This is a genomic window from Haloferax sp. Q22 (genome assembly GCF_001482285.1).
Lineage (GTDB): Archaea > Halobacteriota > Halobacteria > Halobacteriales > Haloferacaceae > Haloferax.
The window spans coordinates 174,038-194,435 of record NZ_LOEP01000016.1 but is presented as its reverse complement, the minus strand read 5'-3'; the positions used below and the strand labels follow the sequence as shown (position 1 = coordinate 194,435).

At 65.5% G+C, this 20,398-nt stretch carries 18 protein-coding genes and 2 tRNA genes; 15 read left to right on the top strand and 5 right to left on the bottom strand.

From position 1 onward, the window contains the following. Nucleotides 1-61: 61 nt before the first annotated feature. From AM590_RS06425 to AM590_RS06415, 3 genes are read left to right on the top strand one after another with little or no spacing between them, the layout of a single operon-like run. Nucleotides 62-1,111, top strand: coding sequence for an ATP-binding protein (locus tag AM590_RS06425; protein WP_058826742.1), 1,050 nt, complete (start codon nucleotides 62-64; stop codon nucleotides 1,109-1,111). 20 nt (nucleotides 1,112-1,131) lie between these two features. Then, the gene (locus tag AM590_RS06420) at nucleotides 1,132-1,467 is read left to right on the top strand and encodes a CrcB family protein (protein ID WP_058826741.1); all 336 of its coding nucleotides are present in this window, start codon (nucleotides 1,132-1,134) and stop codon (nucleotides 1,465-1,467) included. Further along, nucleotides 1,464-1,820, top strand: a complete 357-nt coding sequence (locus AM590_RS06415) for a CrcB family protein (RefSeq protein WP_058826740.1) — start codon at nucleotides 1,464-1,466, stop codon at nucleotides 1,818-1,820. The genes AM590_RS06420 and AM590_RS06415 overlap by 4 nt, the downstream gene beginning before the upstream one ends. An 18-nt stretch (nucleotides 1,821-1,838) precedes the next feature. Here the strand turns inward: AM590_RS06415 and AM590_RS06410 are convergent, their stop codons facing one another. The 3 genes from AM590_RS06410 to AM590_RS06400 all read right to left on the bottom strand — a co-directional run bounded on the left by AM590_RS06410 (nucleotide 1,839) and on the right by AM590_RS06400 (nucleotide 3,378). Further along, nucleotides 1,839-2,630 carry an SDR family NAD(P)-dependent oxidoreductase gene (locus AM590_RS06410; RefSeq protein WP_394329095.1) on the bottom strand — a complete coding sequence of 264 codons (792 nt, stop codon included), beginning with the start codon at nucleotides 2,628-2,630 and terminating at the stop codon, nucleotides 1,839-1,841. Nucleotides 2,631-3,203: 573 nt separating this feature from the next. Continuing rightward, nucleotides 3,204-3,276: transfer RNA gene (locus AM590_RS06405), tRNA-Asp, on the bottom strand. Between the two features lie 29 nt (nucleotides 3,277-3,305). Further along, nucleotides 3,306-3,378, bottom strand: a tRNA-Asp gene (locus AM590_RS06400). A gap of 267 nt (nucleotides 3,379-3,645) precedes the next feature. Between AM590_RS06400 and AM590_RS06395 the strand changes: the two genes are divergently transcribed. The 9 genes from AM590_RS06395 to AM590_RS06355 all read left to right on the top strand — a co-directional run bounded on the left by AM590_RS06395 (nucleotide 3,646) and on the right by AM590_RS06355 (nucleotide 14,096). Further along, nucleotides 3,646-3,873, top strand: a complete 228-nt coding sequence (locus tag AM590_RS06395) for a DNA-directed RNA polymerase subunit H (RefSeq protein WP_004044577.1) — start codon at nucleotides 3,646-3,648, stop codon at nucleotides 3,871-3,873. Beyond that, the gene (locus AM590_RS06390) at nucleotides 3,870-5,435 is read left to right on the top strand and encodes a DNA-directed RNA polymerase subunit B'' (RefSeq protein ID WP_004969057.1); all 1,566 of its coding nucleotides are present in this window, start codon (nucleotides 3,870-3,872) and stop codon (nucleotides 5,433-5,435) included. Before AM590_RS06395 ends, AM590_RS06390 begins: the two co-directional genes overlap by 4 nt. 1 nt (nucleotide 5,436) lies before the next feature. Then, nucleotides 5,437-7,266, top strand: coding sequence for a DNA-directed RNA polymerase subunit B (gene rpoB, locus AM590_RS06385; RefSeq protein WP_058568216.1), 1,830 nt, complete (start codon nucleotides 5,437-5,439; stop codon nucleotides 7,264-7,266). Nucleotides 7,267-7,272: 6 nt separating this feature from the next. Further along, the gene (locus AM590_RS06380) at nucleotides 7,273-10,203 is read left to right on the top strand and encodes a DNA-directed RNA polymerase subunit A' (RefSeq protein WP_058826739.1); all 2,931 of its coding nucleotides are present in this window, start codon (nucleotides 7,273-7,275) and stop codon (nucleotides 10,201-10,203) included. Beyond that, nucleotides 10,196-11,455 carry a DNA-directed RNA polymerase subunit A'' gene (rpoA2, locus tag AM590_RS06375; RefSeq protein WP_058826738.1) on the top strand — a complete coding sequence of 420 codons (1,260 nt, stop codon included), beginning with the start codon at nucleotides 10,196-10,198 and terminating at the stop codon, nucleotides 11,453-11,455. Before AM590_RS06380 ends, rpoA2 begins: the two co-directional genes overlap by 8 nt. 2 nt (nucleotides 11,456-11,457) lie before the next feature. After that, nucleotides 11,458-11,877: a NusA-like transcription termination signal-binding factor gene (locus AM590_RS06370; protein WP_004973575.1), complete on the top strand. Its 420-nt coding sequence runs from the start codon at nucleotides 11,458-11,460 to the stop codon at nucleotides 11,875-11,877. A 54-nt stretch (nucleotides 11,878-11,931) separates the two neighbouring features. After that, nucleotides 11,932-12,825: a mechanosensitive ion channel family protein gene (locus AM590_RS06365; protein ID WP_058826737.1), complete on the top strand. Its 894-nt coding sequence runs from the start codon at nucleotides 11,932-11,934 to the stop codon at nucleotides 12,823-12,825. 225 nt (nucleotides 12,826-13,050) lie between these two features. Continuing rightward, on the top strand, nucleotides 13,051-13,479 hold the full coding sequence (locus AM590_RS06360) for a 30S ribosomal protein S12 (RefSeq protein ID WP_004044570.1): 429 nt from the start codon (nucleotides 13,051-13,053) through the stop codon (nucleotides 13,477-13,479). Nucleotides 13,480-13,481: 2 nt separating this feature from the next. Next, complete coding sequence (locus tag AM590_RS06355) at nucleotides 13,482-14,096, top strand: 30S ribosomal protein S7 (RefSeq protein WP_058826736.1); 615 nt, start codon at nucleotides 13,482-13,484, stop codon at nucleotides 14,094-14,096. Between the two features lie 112 nt (nucleotides 14,097-14,208). Here the strand turns inward: AM590_RS06355 and AM590_RS06350 are convergent, their stop codons facing one another. After that, entirely contained in the window at nucleotides 14,209-14,964 is a 756-nt protein-coding gene (locus tag AM590_RS06350) for a DUF5781 family protein (protein WP_058826735.1), read from the bottom strand. Nucleotides 14,965-15,154: 190 nt separating this feature from the next. Here AM590_RS06350 and AM590_RS06345 point away from each other — a divergent pair, with 190 nt between their 5' ends. Next, nucleotides 15,155-17,338 (top strand): elongation factor EF-2, encoded by a 2,184-nt coding sequence (locus AM590_RS06345; protein ID WP_004969064.1) that lies wholly within the window; start codon nucleotides 15,155-15,157, stop codon nucleotides 17,336-17,338. 307 nt (nucleotides 17,339-17,645) lie between these two features. Here AM590_RS06345 and AM590_RS06340 read toward each other — a convergent pair whose 3' ends face one another. Further along, entirely contained in the window at nucleotides 17,646-18,380 is a 735-nt protein-coding gene (locus AM590_RS06340; RefSeq protein ID WP_042661923.1) for a plastocyanin/azurin family copper-binding protein, read from the bottom strand. Nucleotides 18,381-18,812: 432 nt separating this feature from the next. Between AM590_RS06340 and AM590_RS06335 the strand changes: the two genes are divergently transcribed. Then, nucleotides 18,813-19,382, top strand: coding sequence for an amino acid-binding protein (locus AM590_RS06335; RefSeq protein ID WP_008091513.1), 570 nt, complete (start codon nucleotides 18,813-18,815; stop codon nucleotides 19,380-19,382). Continuing rightward, on the top strand, nucleotides 19,379-20,332 hold the full coding sequence (locus AM590_RS06330) for a homoserine dehydrogenase (protein ID WP_058826734.1): 954 nt from the start codon (nucleotides 19,379-19,381) through the stop codon (nucleotides 20,330-20,332). Before AM590_RS06335 ends, AM590_RS06330 begins: the two co-directional genes overlap by 4 nt. The last annotated feature ends 66 nt before the right edge of the window (nucleotides 20,333-20,398 follow it).

Here is a 20,398-nt window from a genome sequence, read left to right as displayed (position 1 = left end):
CGGGTTCGTATATAAACCCTCGTCCCGGGGTTCAAGTCGCATCACGGGACCAACCCGTCCCATGCACATCATCGGTCGCGAGTCGGACGACGATAGTCCAGTCTGCCGGTTCGGGAACTACCGCGCCCGCGACGGGAGCGACGGGGCGGCCGTCGGCCTCGACGTGAACCGCCCGCACGCGGCCGTCGTCGTCGGCAAGCGCGGCAGCGGGAAGTCCCACACGCTCGGCGTCGTCGCCGAGGGACTGGCGCGCGCCGTGGGCGTCGCACCGGTCGTCATCGACCCGATGGGCGTCTTCGGGGGGCTCGCCGAGTCGCCGATAGACGGGACAGTCCACGACGCGCCGACTGTCCGCGCCGACGCGCTCCCGCCGACCGCGTGGCCGGACCTGCTCGGTCTCGACCCGACCGGCCCCGCGGGGTCGCTCGTGTGGCGACTCGCGGCCGAGGAAGACTCGCTCTTGGCGATGCGCGGAGCGGTCGACGACGCCGACACCGCACCCGAAACGCGCAGAGCCGCGGCGAACCACCTCGCACTCGCCGACTCGTGGGACGTGTTCCACCCCGACGGGCTCGACCCACGGTCGCTCTGCGGTCCCGCACCCGACGTGCTCGACCTCTCCGGGCTGGACGAGACCCCCGCGAGCGCGGTCGTCCGCGTCGTCGCCCGCGGCCTCTACGACGCCCGCGTCGCGGGTTCGGTCTCTCGCATTCCGTGGGTGCTTCTCGACGAGGCTCACGCGTTCGTCGGCGGTCTCGCGGACGCCGCGCTTCGAACGCTTCTCACGCGCGGGCGAGCCCCCGGCGTCGGCGTCGTTCTCGCGACCCAGCGACCCTCCGCGCTCCCCGAGGTCGCCGTTTCGCAGGCCGACCTCCGGGTCGTCCACCGACTCACCGCTGGCCCCGACGTGTCGGCGATGGCCGCCGCCGACCCGACGTACTTCGACGAGTCGCTCCGGTCCCGGCTCCCGCGCGAACGCGGCTGCGCCCTCGTCGTCGACGACACCACGGAGACGGTCCACGACGTTCGGGTGCGTCCCCGAGAGACGCCAGACGGCGGCGCGACGCCACGGGCGGTCCCCGAGGGTGACCGTTCCGAAACCATGGAGTAGTCTGGCCGGAGAACAGCCGTATGGACCGCTCGGAACTGGCGCTGGTCGCCCTCGGTGGCTTCGCCGGCGCGATACTGCGCTACGGCGTCTCCGTCGCGATTCCCGGTGCGGGCGGCACGCTCGCGGTGAACGTCCTCGGGAGCTTCCTCCTCGGGACGTTCATCACGTCGGTCTCCTCCCGCCGGGCGCAGTTGTTCTTCGGGACCGGGCTGCTCTCGTCGTTCACGACGTACAGCACGTTCGCCGTCCAGACCGTGTCGCTGTCGCCGATGGGCGGCGCGCTCAACGTCGGCGCGAACTACGTGCTCGGCTTCGCCGCCGCCGCGCTCGGCCTCGCGTTCGGAGGGCGGCAATGACTCTCTCGCTTCTCTCGGCCGCCCTCGTCGGCGTCGGCGGGATGGCCGGCGCGGTCGCCCGGCACACTGTCGACCAGCGAGTCGTCGGCAAGTGGAGCACCGTCACCGTCAACGTCCTCGGGAGCGTCGCGCTGGGTTTTCTCGTCTCCGCGCCCGTCGGCGACGCGGCCGTGACGCTCGCCGGAACCGGATTCTGCGGGGCCTTCACGACGTTCTCCTCGTTCGCGGTCGGCGTCGCGGAACTCGCGGACGCGGGCGACTACGATACGGCGGTGCGGTACGCCTTCGGGACGCTCGTTGCGGCGTTGGTCGGCGTGGCGATTGGCGGAGCAGTCGGCGGCTTCGTCGGGTGAGTCCGGCGCTCGCGCCCGTCACCGCCCGACTGATTCGGCGGTCGCCTCGCGCTCGTCGAGGAACTGCTTGGTACCCCGCTTGACGATGAACGGGAAGCGGCGGGCGAGGTACAGCCCGATTCTGGTCGTCAGGTCGGCGGTGACGACGAGGCGGGTAGATTCGATTTTGTCGGCGAACTTCCGCCCTACGTCTTCGGGGTCACTCATCATCGACGACGGGAGCCCGAGTCGGGCCGCCGACCGGGTGGCGGTGTAAGGTGGGTGCATCACGGAACAGGAGACGTTCTCGCGTTGCAGTTCCATCCGAAGCGACCGGGTGAACGCCTCGATTGCGCCCTTCGTCGACGCGTACCCCGATAGTCCCGGCGTGCCGACGAGTCCGACGCCGGAGCTCACGTTGTGGATGTGCCCGGAGTTCCGGGCCCGCATGTGTGGTAGAACGGCCCGTATCATCCGGAGGTAGCCGAAGTAGTTCACCTCGAACTCTTCGCGCGTGTCGTCGAGCGTTCGGTCGTCGAACAGGCCGAAGTTGAATATCGCCGCGTTGTTGAGGAGGATGTCGATGTGCCCCCACTCGTCGAGAATTTCGGCCACCGCCGCCTCCACGTCGTCATCGTTCGTGACGTCGCACTCGTAGACGCGGACGCGGTCGGGAGACGCCTCCTGAAGCGGCCGGAGATTGTCAACGTTAATGTCGAGTCCGGCGACCCGATATCCCTTCTTCAGGAGCGCCGTCAGCGTGTGGTAGCCGATACCCTCGTTCGCGCCGGTTACGACGACGACTCGCCCATCCGTTGTGCTGTTCACGATACTGTACAGACGTCACGCGAGAATATGGCGGTAGTGACGCGTCTCCGGCTCTCAGGCGGTGGCGAGTCCTAGATTTGAACCTCGGTCGCTTTGCTCGCTGGCGCTCGCGTCGCTCCTTGGTTCAAATCCCACCTGTCACCGCTTACAGATTCCACTCGCTGTCGCTCGGCGACGAGACGCCTCGCTGGAGGAGTTGAAATCAGAGAAGCGCCCGAGGCGGGATTTGAACCTCGGTCGCTCCGCTCACTCCGTTCGCATTGCTCCCCGATTCAAATCCCTCTGTCTGGCGGTTACAGCACGTCGGGGTCGCAACGTGACAAGACGCGTCGCTTGGCCTGTAACGTTCGGAAAAGCGCCCGAGGCGGGAGTGCCGCGAGCGGAGCGAGTGGCACGTCGGCGAGACTTCGTCTCGCCGAGATTTGAACCCATTCACAGACGTTCCTGCTCGCTCCCTTCGGTCGCTGTGCGGGCATACGACTGTTCGTGTTCAAATCCCTTTGTCTGGGCGTTTACAGCACGTTGGGGGTCACGACGCGACAAGACGCGTCGCTTGGCCTGTAACGTTCGGAAAAGCGCCCGAGGCGGGATTTGAACCCGCGTCACGACCGTGACAGGGTCGTATGATGGGCCACTACACCACCCGGGCTTACTGAAGTGAGTTTGCGGTACGGAGAGCGCCCGAGGCGGGATTTGAACCCGCGTCACGACCGTGACAGGGTCGTATGATGGGCCACTACACCACCCGGGCCCTCCGTCTGCACTCATCCGTAGCCGAGGTTTATAGATAAGACTTACCATCTGGGTTGCCCTTGGCCCGCGGTACCGCGATTCTTGCCCCGAAGACATTTATATTGGGATACCCCATGCCAACACGTGACGATTCGCGCATCTCCGGTGCGTGACCTCCGATAGCGCCGCCTTTCTTCGAGGCAGTTGGCAAGTGTTAAATGGGTGCGTCCCAAAATCAGCCGTAGTATCCCGTGACAGCTTCTTCCAGCACCCAGCAGCACCATACATGGTAGACGTAAGCCAACACAAACTGGTTCCGGAACACACGAAACTCGACGACGAGGCCGTCGAGGACGTGTTACAGGAGTACAACGTCGAGAAGACGAACCTCCCGAAGATCAAGCTGAAGGACCCGGCGCTCCCCGAGGACGCAGAGCCCGGCGACGTCATCAAGATCGTTCGGAACTCTCGAACGACAGACAAAGCAGTCGTATACCGACTGGTGATCGAATGAACCGACAAGCGCGACGCGAGGTCTCTCGCAAGTACTTCTCTGAAGAACGGCTCGCTGAACACCACTTCCGCTCGTTTAACGCGTTCCTCGAACGCGGCATGATGGACGTCGTCGAGGAGAAGGCGACCATCGAGACCGACATCGGCGACAAGGAGGGCGAGGAACCCGTCTACGTCGAACTCGGTGGCGTCCGCGTGGAGACGCCCCGCGTCCGCGAGGCCGACGGCTCCGAGGAACTGCTCTTCCCGCAGGAAGCGCGCCTGCGCAACATCACTTACTCCGCCCCCGTGTTCATGGAGATGTCCATCGTCCGCGGCGGCGAGGAAGAAGAGGAGGTCGTCGTCGACACCGCCGAGACGAAGGTCGGCCGGATGCCCATCATGGTCGGCTCCTCGAAGTGTAACATCGCGGAGCTCTCCGACGAGGATCTCGTCGAAATCGGCGAGGACCCCGTCGACCCCGGTGGCTACTTCATCGTCAACGGCTCCGAGCGCGTGCTCATGACCTCGGAGGACCTGGCACCGAACAAGATTCTCGCCGAGTACGACACGAAGTACGGCGACGAGATTCAGGTCGCGAAGACGTTCAGCCAGCGCCGCGGTTACCGCGCGCTCGTGCTCTGCGAGCGCAACCGCGAGGGGCTCCTCGAAGTGTCGTTCCCGTCCGTCTCCGGGAGCGTCAACTTCGTCACGCTCGTCCGCGCGCTCGGCCTCGAATCCGACGAGGAGATCGTCCACCGCGTCTCCGACGACCCGGAGATTGTGAAGTTCATGCTCGAGAACCTCGAGGAGGCCGAGGTGCAGACCCAAGAACAGGCCATCGAGGCGCTCGGTAAGCGCGTCGCCGGCGGGCAGGGCAAGAACTACCAGCTCAAGCGCGCCAACTACGTCATCGACCGCTACCTGCTCCCGCACCTCCACGAGGAGGGCGCGGAGGAAGAGGAAGTGCGCATGAACAAGGCGTACTACCTCTGTCGCATGGCCGAGGCGTGCTTCGAACTCGCGCTGCAGCGCCGCGACTCCGACGACAAGGACCACTACGCCAACAAGCGCCTGAAGGTCTCCGGCGACCTCATGAAGGACCTCTTCCGGACGGCGCTCAACAAGCTGGCGCGCGACGTGAAGTACCAGCTCGAACGCGCCAACATGCGGAACCGGAACCTGACGGTCAACACCGTCGTCCGGTCCGACGTGCTCACCGAGCGGCTCGAACACCCCATCGCGACGGGCAACTGGGTCGGCGGCCGCTCCGGCGTCTCCCAGCTCGTCGACCGCACCGACTACATGGGTGTGCTGTCGCACCTTCGCCGCCTTCGCAGTCCGCTGTCGCGGTCGCAGCCGCACTTCGAGGCGCGCGACCTGCACGCGACCCAGTGGGGTCGCATCTGTCCCTCCGAGACCCCCGAGGGACCGAACTGTGGACTGGTGAAGAACTTCGCGCAGGCGATGGAGCTCTCCCAGAACGTCGAAGACGAACAGTCGCTGAAACGAGAACTCGCGTCGATGGGTGTCGAGGGTATTCCCGGCATCGACAGCGTCGACGCCACACCCGCGGACGACTAACATGGCTCAGGCACAGCGAGAAGCGAAAGTATACGTCAACGGTAGTCTCGTCGGGACCCACCCGGACCCCAACCAACTCGCGGCACAGATCCGAGAGGCGCGCCGCCGCGGCGACGTGAGCCAGATGGTGAACGTCTCCGTCAAAGAGCGCACCCGCGAAGTCATCATCAACGCCGACGCGGGCCGCGCCCGCCGTCCGCTCATCGTCGTCGAAGACGGCGAGCCGCTCCTCGACGACGACCACGTCGAGGCGCTCGACAACAACGAACTCGACTTCGACGACCTCGTCGAGCGCGGACTCGTCGAGTTCATCGACGCCGAGGAGGAAGAGGACATCTACGTCGCGGTCGACGAGGACGAACTCAACGAGGACCACACGCACCTCGAAATCGACCCGCAGCTCATCTTTGGCATCGGTGCCGGGATGATTCCGTACCCGGAACACAACGCCTCGCCCCGCATTACGATGGGTGCAGGGATGATGAAGCAGTCCCTCGGGCTGCCCGCGGCGAACTACCGAATCCGCCCGGACACCCGTCAGCACCTCATGCACTACCCGCAGCTCTCGATGGTCAAAACGCAGACCACGGAGCAGATCGGGTTCGACGAGCGACCGGCGGCCCAGAACTTCGTCGTGGCCGTCATGTCCTACGAGGGCTTCAACATCGAGGACGCGCTCGTCATGAACAAGGGGTCCGTCGAACGCGCCCTCGCCCGCTCGCACTTCTTCCGCACCTACGAGGGCGAAGAGCGCCGCTACCCCGGCGGTCAGGAAGACCGCTTCGAGATTCCGTCGCAGGACGTGCGCGGCGCGCGCGGTGAAGACGCGTACTCGCACCTCGACGAGGACGGCCTCGTCAACCCCGAGACGGTCGTCGACGAGAACTCCGTGCTGCTCGGCAAGACCTCGCCGCCGCGGTTCCTCGAGGAACCCGACGACATGGCGGGGCTCTCGCCGCAGAAGCGCCGCGAGACCTCCGTCACGATGCGCTCGGGCGAGTCCGGCGTCGTGGACACGGTCACCCTCATGGAGGGCGAAGACGGCTCGAAACTCGCCAAGGTGTCCGTCCGCGACCAGCGCGTTCCGGAACTCGGCGACAAGTTCGCGTCCCGTCACGGACAGAAGGGCGTCGTGGGCCACCTGGCACCCCAGGAGGACATGCCCTTCACCGCCGACGGCGTCGTTCCCGACCTCGTGCTCAACCCGCACGCCCTGCCGTCGCGGATGACGGTCGGCCACGTGCTGGAGATGCTCGGCGGCAAGGTCGGCGCGCTCGAAGGCCGCCGCGTCGACGGCACCGCCTTCCAGGGCGAAAACGAAGAGGAACTCCGCTCGGCGCTCGAAGAGCGCGGGTTCATGTCCTCCGGCAAGGAGGTCATGTACTCCGGCGTCACCGGCGAGAAGATCGAGGCCGAAATCTTCGTCGGCATCATCTTCTACCACAAGCTGTACCACATGGTGAGCAACAAGCTGCACGCCCGCTCACGCGGTCCCGTGCAGGTGCTCACCCGCCAGCCGACGGAGGGGCGCGCCCGCGAGGGTGGCCTCCGTCTCGGGGAGATGGAGCGTGACACCGTCATCGGCCACGGTGCCGCGATGGTGCTCCAGGAGCGCCTGCTCGACTCCTCCGACAAGGAGAAGGTCTACATCTCCGCCGACACCGGCATGGTCGCCGTCGAGGACCGCGACCAGCGCCGCATCTACGACCCGGTCACCGGCGACGAGGACAACATCCACGAGATCGAGATCAGCTACGCGTTCAAGCTGCTCCTCGACGAGATGGTCGCGCTCGGCGTCCGGCCGCGAATCGAACTGAAGGACGCGGTCTAACCACTCATGTCAATTCAGACACCCAAAGAAATCGGCAGCATCCAGTTCGGGTTGATGGACCCGGAGACGTACCGAGACATGTCCGCGACGAAGGTCATCACCGCGGACACCTACGACGACGACGGCTACCCAATCGACATGGGTCTCATGGACCCGCGGCTGGGCGTCATCGACCCCGGGCTGCAGTGCCGCACCTGCGGCCAGCACTCCGGGTCGTGTAACGGGCACTTCGGCCACATCGAACTGGCCGCGCCCGTCATCCACGTCGGCTTCACGAAGCTCATCCGCCGCCTGCTCCGCTCGACGTGTCGCGAGTGCGGTCGCCTCTCGCTCACCCAGGAGGAGGCAGACGAGTACCGCGACAAGCTCGGTCGCACGAAGGAACTCGGCGACGACTGGAGCGACGTGATGAAGTCGGCGGTCCGGCAGGCCCGCAAGGCCCACCGCTGTCCCCACTGCGGCTCGCCGCAGCACGACATCAAACACGAGAAGCCGACGACCTACTACGAGGTCCAGAACGTGCTCGCCGGGGACTACTCCGAGCGCATCGCCGAAGCGATGCAGCCGGACCCCGACGACGAGGACGACGAGGGCGTCGACCCCGTCACCCTCGCCAACGAGACCGGACTCGACGCCGAGCGCGTCAACCAGGTGCTCGCCGGCGAGTTCCGCCCGGTCGGCGACGACCGCAAGGCGCTCGAAAAGGCGCTTGACCTCGACCTCACCGAAGAGGACATGAACAAGCTGATGCCCTCGGACATCCGCGACTGGTTCGAGGACATACCGGACGAGGACCTCATCACGCTCGGCATCGACCCCGACCGGTCGCGCCCCGAGTGGATGATTCTGACCGTCCTCCCCGTCCCGCCGGTCACGGCGCGTCCCTCCATCACGCTGGACAACGGCCAGCGCTCCGAGGACGACCTGACCCACAAGCTCGTGGACATCATCCGCATCAACCAGCGGTTCATGGAGAACCGCGAGGCGGGTGCCCCGCAGCTGATTATCGAGGACCTGTGGGAACTGCTCCAGTACCACGTCACCACGTTCATCGACAACGAGATTTCGGGCACGCCGCCGGCGCGCCACCGCTCCGGCCGCCCGCTGAAGACGCTCAGTCAGCGCCTGAAGGGCAAGGAGGGTCGCTTCCGCGGCTCCCTGTCCGGCAAGCGCGTCAACTTCTCGGCGCGTACCGTCATCTCGCCGGACCCGACGCTCTCTCTGAACGAGGTCGGCGTCCCGGACCGCGTCGCGTCCGAGATGACCCAGACGATGAACGTCACCGAGCGTAACATCGACGAGGCTCGACAGTACGTCCGTAACGGACCCGAGAGCCACCCCGGCGCGAACTACGTCCGCCGCCCGGACGGTCGCCGCCTGAAGGTGACAGAGAAGAACTGCGAGGAACTCGCGGAGAAGGTCGAACTCGGCTGGGAGGTCAACCGCCACCTCGTCGACGGCGACATCGTCATCTTCAACCGACAGCCGTCGCTGCACCGGATGTCCATCATGGCGCACGAAGTCGTCGTGATGCCGTACAAGACGTTCCGCCTGAACACCGTCGTCTGCCCGCCGTACAACGCCGACTTCGACGGCGACGAGATGAACATGCACGCCCTCCAGAACGAGGAGGCCCGTGCCGAGGCGCGCGTCCTCATGCGCGTCCAAGAGCAGATTCTCTCGCCGCGCTTCGGTGAGAACATCATCGGCGCGATTCAGGACCACATCTCGGGCACCTACCTGCTCACTCACGACAACCCCGAGTTCGTCGAGACGCAGGCGCTCGACCTGCTCCGCGCGACGCGCGTGGACACGCTCCCCGAGCCCGCGGGCGAAAACGACAACGGCCAGCCCTACTGGACCGGCCAGCAGATCTTCTCCGAGCTCCTGCCGGACGACCTGAACATGGAGTTCACCTCGAAGGTCGGCGACACGGTCACCATCGAGGACGGCCAACTCACGCAGGGCACCATCGACGAGGACGCAGTCGGCGCGTTCGGCGGCGAAATCGTCGACGCCCTCGCCAAGGACTACTCGAAGACGCGCTCGCGCATCTTCATCAACGAGATTGCCTCGCTCGCGATGCGCGCCATCATGCACTTCGGGCTGTCTATCGGTATCGACGACGAGTCCATCCCGGACGAGGCGACGGCGCAGGTCGACGAGGCCATCGACGCCGCCTACGACAAGATTCAGGAACTCATCGAAATCTACGAGGCGGGCGAACTCGAGTCCCTGCCGGGTCGCTCCGTCGACGAGACGCTGGAGATGAAGATCATGCAGCGCCTCGGCAAGGCGCGCGACTCCGCCGGTGAAATCGCGGAGGATCACTTCGAGGAGGACAACCCCGCGGTCGTGATGTCGAAGTCCGGCGCGCGTGCGTCCATGCTCAACCTGACCCAGATGGCCGGCTGTGTCGGCCAGCAGGCAGTTCGGGGCGAGCGCATCAACCGCGGCTACGAGGGCCGCACCCTGAGCCACTACCAGAAAGGCGACCTCTCGGCCGAGGCCCACGGCTTCGTCGAGAACTCCTACCGCGCCGGCCTCACGCCGCGCGAGTTCTTCTTCCACGCGATGGGTGGCCGCGAAGGGCTGGTCGACACCGCAGTCCGTACCTCGAAGTCCGGGTACCTGCAGCGTCGTCTCATCAACGCCCTCTCCGAACTCGAGGCACAGTACGACGGCTCCGTCCGCGACACGTCGGGGACCATCGTTCAGTTCGAGTTCGGCGAAGACGGCACGAGTCCGGTGAAGGTCTCGTCCGACGACGAGAACCCCATCGACGTCGAGAACATCGCCGACCGCATCCTCACCTCGGAGTTCAGCTCCAACGAGGAGAAGGAACGCTTCCTCGGCGAGCGCGAACCGCCGACCAACCTCTCCGAGCACGCCGAACCGCGTGTCGACGCCCGTGCGGGGGTCGAATCCGATGACTAAGCACGACGCAACCGCCGACTACGAGTTCGTCGACGACGCCATCGTCGACGTCGTCGAGTCCAAAGAGCTGTCTCGACGCCTGAAGGACCGCATCTACCAGACCATCGAAGAGCGCGAGGGCGTCTCGCTCGAACAGGCCGGCGAAATCGCGCAGGCCGTCGAGGCGCGCTACCTCGACACCCGCGTCGACCCGCTCGACCCCGTCGGGACGGTCTCGGCGCAGTCCATCGGTGAGCCGGGGACGCAGATGACGATGAACACGTTCCACTACGCGGGCGTCGCCGAAATCGACGTCACGCAGGGGCTGCCGCGCCTCATCGAACTGGTGGACGCGCGGAAGACCCCCGACACGCCGATGATGACGGTGTACCTCGAAGACGAGTACGCGAACAACCGCGAACTCGCCCACCAGGTCGTCTGGAACATCGAGTCCACGAAGATTCTGGCGCTCGGCGACATCTCGACCAACGTTGCCGACATGGTCGTCCAGATCGACCTCAACGACGAGACGCTCCTCGAGCGCTGGCCGACCTACGACGACGAGGGCGTCGTCGCGAGCGAAATCGCCGAGACCATCGAGGACGCGCTCGGCATCAAGACCCGCCGCGAGGGGACGCTCATCGAGTTCGGCCCCGAGAGCCCGAGTTACCGCCGGCTCCTCCAACTCGTCGAGGAACTGCGCGACATCGTGTTCAAGGGCATCGAGGAGGTCTCCCGCGTCGTCATCCGCAAGGAGAACAACGAGGACACCGACGAAGAGGAGTTCGTCCTCTACACCGAGGGCTCGGCGTTCGGCGACGCGCTCGCCATCGAGGGCGTCGACGCCTCCCGGACCACCTCGAACAACATCCACGAGGTGCACAAGCAGCTCGGCATCGAGGCCGCCCGTGAGGCGATCATCGACGAGACGATGAACACGCTCCGCGAGCAGGGTCTCGACGACGTGAACATCCGCCACCTGATGCTCGTCGCAGACATCATGACGAACGACGGGACCATCGAGTCCATCGGTCGCCACGGTATCTCCGGGTCGAAGGACTCCGTCCTCGCCCGCGCCGCGTTCGAGGTCACGGTCAACCACCTGCTCGACGCCGCCATCCACGGCGAGGAAGACGACCTCGACGGCGTCATCGAGAACGTCATCGTCGGCAAGCCGATCGCGATCGGCACCGGCGACGTGGACCTGCGCATGGGTTCGCTCGACGTCGAAGACGCGGACGCCAACGCGGCACCAGAACCGTCTGACGACTGACGATGAAAGTTACGCTGTCGGATACGGCCCGCCGCTTCATCGCCCTCTTCGAGGAGGAGACGGAGGCGACCGCCCACGACTGCCTCGTGTTCGAGGACCGGGTCGTCTTCCTCGTCGCCGCGGGCGACATGGCGACGGCCATCGGCCCCGGCGGGCGGACCGTCCAGTCGGTCGAGCGGCAACTCGGTCGGTCGGTCGAACTGGTCGAGGACGCCGACACGCCGGAGGCGTTCGTCGCGAGCGCGCTCGCGCCGGCGGCCGTCCGACACGTGACTCTCTCGCGGCAGAACGACACCGTCGCGTACGTCGAGGTCGCCGAAGCCGACCGCGGCGTCGCCATCGGCGCGAGCGGGAAGACAATCGACACCGCCCGTGAACTGGCGCGTCGCCACTACGACATCGACGACATCCAGTTGACGTAGGGCGGCGGTCTGCTCGACCACACGTTTTTGTCTCCACCGACCCGCGAGCTACGCATGTCGCCGATACGACAGTCTGTCGGAGTCGCAGTCGGGCAACTCGACCCGACGCAGTTTTCGGAGTACGAGGAGCTCACGAGCGCGACCGCGGGATTCGCCGCCGCGGCGATCGTGGTCTATCTCGTCGGTCGGCTCCTCGTGGTCCCGGGCGTGACGAGGCTCGTCAGCGCCCGGAACCGGAACAACCCGACGTTGCAGTCGGCGACGGAGACCTACGCGCACGCGTTCGTCATCGTCGTCGCCGCACTCGCGGGCGCCATCGGCGCGGGCTACGCGTCGGTCCTGACCGACACGGCGCTCATCGTCGCGGCGCTGACGCTCGTCGTCGGGGTCGCCGGACAGGAGGTCATCGGCGCGCTCATCAGCGGCCTCTTTCTCGTAGCCGACCCGGACTTCAACGTCGGCGACTGGATATCGTGGCCCGGTGGCGAGGGGGTCGTCGAGGCGGTTGACTTCCGGGTCACGCGCGTGCAGACGGTGAACAACGAGACCATCTCGGTACCGAACACGGAACTCACGACGAACGCGCTCACTCGCCCGTACGGCCGAGAGCGGTACCGAATCACCGAGCGCGTCGATATCGCGTACACCGACGACGCGGAGTTGGCGCTTCGCGAACTCGTCGAGACGGCGCGGGAGGACGACCGCGTGCTCGACGACCCGGAACCGACCGCGCGCATCCTCGAGTTCGCCGGGAGTTCGATCGGCCTACAGGCGGAGTTCTGGGTCGCCTCGCCGATGGACGTGAGTCTCGTCGACGTTCGCTCGCAGTACCGTCGTCGAGTCAAGCGGCGGTTCGACGAGGAGGGGCTGACACTCGGTCCGGCGTCGGGCCGCGAGGTCAGCGGTCGCCTCGACGTGGACCTTGTCGGCGAGCGCGGCGGCGAGTGACCCCGCTGGACGGGCGCGTCGGCCCGTGTGCGCATCGTTCGCACGGGTGGACGAAACGACACAATCTCCGGGCGGTTTAGTCCCTCTTCGACGCGGAGGGGCCGTCGTTCGAATCGGAGAAACGACCTCAGATTCCTCCTTAGGGGGCGCTAATCGCTCCTGAAGCCGTCTCGTCGGATTCGAAAAGGGAGGCTTAAGTAGCTCCATCTGGAACTGTTGTTCACTATGGCGAACGGCAAATACGCCGCGCGCAAGCTCAAGCAGGACCGGCAGAAGCGCCGCTGGTCCGACTCTGAGTACGCGCGCCGTGAGCGCGGTCTCGGCAAGAAGTCCGACCCGCTCGAGGGTGCCCCGCAGGGTCGCGGCATCGTCCTCGAGAAGGTTGGTATCGAAGCGAAGCAGCCGAACTCGGCGATTCGGAAATGCGTCCGTGTTCAGCTCATCAAGAACGGAAAGCAGGTCACCGCCTTCTGTCCCGGTGACGGCGCGATTTCGTTCATCGACGAACACGACGAAGTCACCATCGCCGGTATCGGCGGCGCGAAGGGTCGCGCGATGGGTGACCTTTCGGGTGTCAACTACAAGGTCGAGAAGGTCAACGGCGTCTCGATGATCGAACTCGTCCGCGGGAACGCTGAAAAGCCGGTGCGCTAACCATGTCGGAAAGCGACGCACCCGAGCCCGAGTCCCCCGCGAGCAGCGAGGAAGCAAAGGAGAACGCGCTTCTGTTCGGCGTCTGGGACGTCTCCGAGATGGAGTACACCGACCCCAGCATGAGCCGGTACATCAAGGCGACGCCCATCGCCCACACGATGGGTCGTCACGCCTCGAAGCAGTTCCAGAAGTCCGAAATCAGCATCGTCGAGCGGCTCATCAACCGTCTGATGCAGACCGAGGACAACACGGGACACAAGCAGAAGACGAGTAAAATCGTCAAGGAAGCGTTCGAAATCGTCCACGAGCGCACCGAGGAGAACCCCGTGCAGGTGCTCATCCGCGCGGTCGAGAACGCTGGTCCCCGCGAGGAGACCGTCCGCCTCAAGTACGGCGGTATCTCGGTCCCGCAGGCCGTCGACGTCGCCCCGCAGCGCCGCGTCGACGAGGCGCTGAAGTTCATCGCACAGGGCACGCTCAGCGGTTCCTACAAGACGACGACCACCGCCGCCGAGGCGCTCGCACAGCAGCTCATCGGCGCGGCCGACTACGACGTCCAGACGTACGCTATCTCCCAGAAAGAGGAGAAAGAGCGCGTGGCCGAAGCGGCCCGGTAATCTCTCCACTCTCTTCCGTTTTTCACCGCGCCGAGTGACGACGCCGTACGGTCGGTCTGGTGGGACACACACCGTTCGTCTGGCGCCTCGTGACCGGTGCGTAGCGTAGCACTCAGTCGGCGGCCATTCCCGGGTTGACGACGTAGTGTTTCACCACGTCGACGAGCGTCCGGCGGTACTCGCTTTTCGAGGGGTCGTCGGCGAGCGTCCGGAACTGTTCTTTGAACGTGTCGAGCGACACCGACGGCGCGTCGTCGCCCGCGGCGTGGGCGAGGTCGTACAGCCGGTGGTCGGGCTCGACGAGGTCGTGTCGCTCCACGAGCGCGAGGGCGAACGCGGCGTTCACGGCCGTGATTTCGGGGTCCGAACCCGCGGTGACGAGTCGAGAGCCGGGGCGTCCGGACGCCTGCGGTCGGTCGGCGAGCGCCGCCGCCAGTTGCGATTCGAGGAACTGGACGAGTTTGTCCGCGGGCGCGACAGACAGTGTCAGGTCGTCGGCATAGATATCCTTGCAGTGATTAGCGATTTGATAGCAGTGCGCGAGCTTCCGACGCTCGACGGTTCTGCCCGCGAGCGCGAGAAAGACCGCCTCGCGCGTGGATTGGTAGTGCGAGACGTGGCCTTCCTCGTTTCGGGCCATGTGTGAGAGTTCGTGGAGCGCGAGTTCGCGGGCCATCGCGCTGGTGGCGGCCTGCCGGGAGATGTTGAGGACGTGGTGGTCCTGATAGTGGCCGGCCCACGTGCGGGAGTCGGGATCATCGCGAACGCGCACGTACACGGGGTACGAAAGCTCGAACTCGGTTTCGAACAGGTCGGCGGCGCTCAAGAACGGGTCTGCCGGTGCGCCCCCGACGACTCGGAGGTCCATTCGAGTTGAGAAATGTTATCAACCAACATGACTCTTACGCCGACCCCGGCAACGAGATTCGCGTCCGGCGGACAGTCTCACCTATCGTGACAAAAATGCTCATACCCCGGCGGTAGGACGGCTGAAAATGGGAAATCCGCTCGGCAAAAACACTACTCTTTTGACCCTCCTGCCGGTAGACCACTGTATAATGGGCCGACGAAAGAAGATCGTCCAGGAATGTGAGAAACTGATGGACAAGCCGGAGCAGATCCGGAACATCGCCATCGCCGCTCACGTCGACCACGGTAAGACGACCCTCTCCGACAACCTCCTCGCGGGTGCGGGCATGATCTCTGACGAGACTGCCGGCCAGCAGCTCGCGATGGACACGAAGGAAGACGAACAGGAACGCGGCATCACCATCGACGCCGCAAACGTCTCGATGACCCACGAATGGGAAGGCGAGAACCACCTCATCAACCTCATCGACACGCCGGGCCACGTCGACTTCGGTGGCGACGTGACGCGCGCGATGCGCGCCGTCGACGGTGCGCTCGTCGTCGTCGACGCCGTCGAGGGTGCCATGCCGCAGACCGAGACGGTCCTGCGTCAGGCGCTCCGCGAGGGCGTCAAGCCGGCGCTTTTCATCAACAAGGTCGACCGCCTCATCAACGAACTGCAGGAAGGTCCCGAGGAGATGCAGAAGCGCCTCGTCGACGTCATCTCCGACGTCAACGAGCTCATCCGCGGGATGACCGAGGAGAAGGACTACGACTGGACGGTCTCCGTCGAAGACGGGACCGTCGCCTTCGGGTCCGCCCTGTACAAGTGGGGCGTCTCCATGCCGTCGATGGAGGAGACCGGTATCTCCTTCGGCGACATCATGGAACTCGAGCGCGGTGGCGACCGCCAGGAACTCCACGAGCGCACGCCGCTTTCGGACGTCGTCCTCGACATGGTCGCGGAGCACTTCCCCGACCCGCTCGACGCTCAGCCCCGTCGTATCCCGACGGTCTGGCGCGGTGACTCCGAGTCCGACCTCGCGCGCCAGATGCGCGAAGTCGACGACGAAGGCGAAGTCGTCTTCATGGCGACCGACATCTCGATGGACCCCCACGCGGGCGAAATCGCGACGGGTCGCCTGTTCTCCGGCACCATCCGCAAGGGTCAGGAGCTCTACGTCTCCGGGACCGCGGGCAAGAACCGCGTCCAGTCCGTCGGTGTCTTCATGGGCGGCGAGCGCGAGGAACTCGACCGCGGCGTTCCCGCGGGGAACATCGCGGCCGTCACGGGTCTCCGTGACGCCATCGCCGGTTCCACCGTCTCCTCCGTCGAGATGACGCCGTTCGAGTCCATCGAGCACATCTCCGAGCCTGTCATCACGAAGTCCGTCGAGGCAGAGCGCATGGACGACCTGCCGAAGCTCATCCAGACGCTCCAGCAGGTCGCGAAGGAAGACCCGACCATCCGCATCGAGATTAACGAGGACACGGGCGAGCACCTCATCTCCGGGCAGGGCGAGCTCCACCTCGAAGTCATCACCCAGCGTATCCGCGACAACCAGGGCATCCCGGTCCGCACCGGTGAGCCGATTGTCGTCTACCGCGAGCAGGTCCAGGGCAAGTCCCACGAGGTCGAGGGCGTCTCCCCGAACCGCCACAACAAGTTCTACATCACGGCGGAACCCCTCTCGCAGGACATCGTCGACTCCATCAAGCTCGGCGAAATCTCGATGGACATGCCCGAACTGGAGCGCCGCGAGGCGCTGCAGGAAGCCGGCATGGACAAGGACACGTCCCAGAACGTCGAACACATCCACGGGACGAACATCCTCATCGACGACACGAAGGGTATCCAGCACCTCAACGAGACGATGGAACTCGTCATCGAGGGTCTCGAAGAGGCGCTCGACGACGGTCCGCTCGCCGCGGAGCCCGTTCAGGGGACGCTCCTGCGCCTCCACGACGCGCGCCTCCACGAGGACACCATCCACCGCGGTCCCGCGCAGGTCATCCCTGCGACGCGTGACGCGGTCCACCGCTCGCTCATCGCGGGTCAGGTGAAGCTCCTCGAACCCATCCAGAACGTCCGCATCGACGTCGCCTCCGAATACATGGGCTCGGCCTCCGGCGAGATTCAGGGTCGCCGCGGCCGCGTCGACGACATGTACCAGGAAGGTGACCTCATGGTCATCGAGGGCATCGCGCCCGTCGAAGAGATGATCGGCTTCTCGTCGGACATCCGTTCGGCCACGGAAGGTCGCGCCTCCTGGAACACGGAGAACGCCGGCTTCCGCGTGCTCTCGGACAACCTCCAGCGCGAGAAGATCATGGAGATCCGCGAGCGCAAGGGCATGAAGCTCGAGCTCTCGCAGGCTATCGACTACATCTAAGCGCGAGCCTTCGCGCCTTCTTTCGGTCACCGGCCCGGGAGCGACCGCAGTGTGTCACACTAACGGTCGCAGCGGTTGCTTCTCGCCGCTCCGTTTTCCGGTCGCTCGGTCGTCCCTTCAGGGGTGAATCGGACGACCGGGGGCGCCGACGTCGAGCGCCGTCAGACTCTCCGTACATTCGCTGTCCGATGAGAGTCCGAACTACGCCACGATAACGGGCTCTCGAAACACCGCCCTTGACGTAGTACTGATTGATAAATAGAACAAATAAAAACGGAGATCGGCTTCACCGCCGCGTGGAGTTCGGTTACAGCGTCAGGTCTTCCCAGGCAACGCTTCCTTCGCTGACGATATTCTCCGGTGTCATCTCGGGAGCGCCCAGAACAGCTCCGGCGTTCGGAATCGGAAGCGGTCCGTATGTGTCCGACGGGACAGCTCCGTCGCCGGATACGACGATTCGGGCAACCATCCCGAGGGTGAGGTGGGGGAGGCAAAGCACGTCGTACACGCCCTGTTTCGTAAAGCGGTAGAGCCACGAGTCACCGCCCACCACCGGAGGCGACGTGAAACCGTGTGACGTTGGAACCCGGCTCGGTAACGTGAATACCGGAGGTTCGCTGAACTTCGGATGGAACGACGTCACCGTGTGAAGCCCATGGTGGACGCGGAATTCGACGACTTCGCCGGGGCGCACGTGCAGTCCAACCGGGTCGAAGATGAACTCCGCCGGAACCTCGTTCCCTGACTCGGGGTCAATCGGGAAGTCGTCGTGGATGTTCTCTTCGTGGGTGTGAAGTTCGACGACGTGGTCGACGAGTCCCGAGGGAACGGTGTCATCCGCCGAGTACGGCGCGCCGTACACCTCGTCGATTCGGTTTCCACGGCCGCTGGTCGCGGCTGCCGTCCCCCCGAGTGCCGACACGGCTGCACCCACACCGAATACTTTCAGCAGTGATCGCCGGTCGATTCCGTGATTCTTGATGACCTCTATCAGTTCGTCGTCGCTGAGTTCGAGGTCGTCGGTATCTGTTTGTTTGGTCATCTGTTTTCCTACCGTCACTGTCCCACCGCGTGACGCGGCACGTGATGGCGTGTATATATCTACGGAAACTGAGTTTGCTACCCATCAACTAACTCGAATATTCTTCGCCTAAGGCTGACTTTCAGACGCTCGTTAGCACGACTGAAGCCGTGGGCTTCCGCCCAAATCACGTGATAATGAGCACACGGCGATCCGTTCTCTCCGACCGAGTCCCAACTGCCGCGGCCGAACTGCACTGACACCCATGTCAAATGCCAGCACGCTGTCGGCGTCGGCAAACCGTGTCGGCTACGAAGGCTTATACCGCGTGGCCGAATCACGGATACGTATGCGTAAGGGTACGTCTCTCGACTCCTGGCGCGACGACGCGAAACCACGACCGAACCGCGCGTCGCGGACAACAGCGTCGGGACGGCCCACGGGGGTGGGACAATGAGCGCACAGGACCTCGACGGCGGGAGCGACGCCGAGACCGACGGGAGCGGCGAGATGCCGAAACCGCACACGATTCGGCTCGAACTCGTCGACGAGCCCGGACAGCTTTTGGCCGCGCTCAAGCCCATCTCCGACAACGGCGGTAACCTGCTTTCCATCTTCCACGAACGAGGGAGCCTGACTCCCCGCGGACACATCCCCGTGGAGGTCGACCTCGAATGCCCGCCCGACCGCTTCGAGCGAATCGTCGAGGCGCTCCGCGACGCCGGCGTCAACGTCATCCGCGCCGGCGCGGAGCACTTCGGCGAGGAGGTAATGGTCATTCTCGTCGGCGACATCGTCGATTCCGACCTCTCGGACACGCTCCACCGCATCGAGTCCTCGGCGGACGCGACCCTGCAGGACCTGTCGCTGTCCGCCCGCGAGGGGACCAACGAGGCGTCGAGCGCCCGACTCCGACTCGCGGTCCGCTCCGGCCGCGTCGACGAGACGCTGTCGGTCGTTCGCGACCTCGCCGCCGAGAAGGGACTGCACGTCGTCGAGCCGCTCGCGGAGGGATCCCAATGAGCCTCAGACTCGCAGTGCTCGGCGCGGGCGCGGTCGGCGGCTCGGTCCTCGACCTCGCGGGCGACTACGGTCACGATGTCGTTGCGTTCGCGGACTCGTCTTCCTCCGCGGTCGACCCCGCCGGGCTCGATCCGAGCGCGGTCCACGACCGAAAGGAACGCGAGGGCGTGGTCGGCGAGGCGGACCCCGCGGCGGTGTTCGACGCCGATTACGACGTGTTGGTGGAGGCGACGCCGACGACGCTCGGCGACGCCGAGCCCGGCTTTTCGCACGTCGAGCGCGCGCTGGCCGACGACCGTCACGTCGTGCTTGCGAACAAGGGTCCGGTCGCGGAACGGTACGCCGACCTGCGCGCGCTCGAAGCCGAGAGCGAGGGGACGGTCCAGTTCGAGGCCGCTGTTGGCGGCGCGATTCCCGTCCTCTCGACCATCTCGGACCTCGGCGCGCCCCACGTGACGGCCGCGCGCGGCGTGCTGAATGGGACGGCGAACTTTATCCTCTCACGGATGGCCGCCGAGGGACTCGACTATGAGCACGTGCTCGCGGAGGCACAGGACCTCGGCGTCGCCGAGGCGGACCCGACGTTCGACGTCGACGGCATCGACGCCGCGCTGAAGTTCGTCATCCTCGCGAACGTCCTCTCCGACGGCGAGACCGAGTACGCGCTCGACGACGCCGAGGTCGAGGGCATCCGCAACGTCCCGGGAACGGCGCTCGATCTCGCCGCCGAGGACGGTCGGACAGTCCGCCTCATCGGCGAGGCGACGGCCGACGGGGTCCGCGTCGCTCCGCGGCTGATTCCGCAGGGCTCCGCGCTGTCGGTCACGGGCACGCAAAACATCGTCCAGTTGGAGACCAAACACGCGGGCCAACTGAATATCAGCGGCCGCGGGGCGGGCGGTCCGGAGACGGCGACCGCCGTCCTGTCCGACGTTTCACGCCTCGAATAGCAGACAGGCGGCCCGTACCCTCTGTTTCTTTCGACTGTCGATATCCACCGGACACTCCATTTCCGC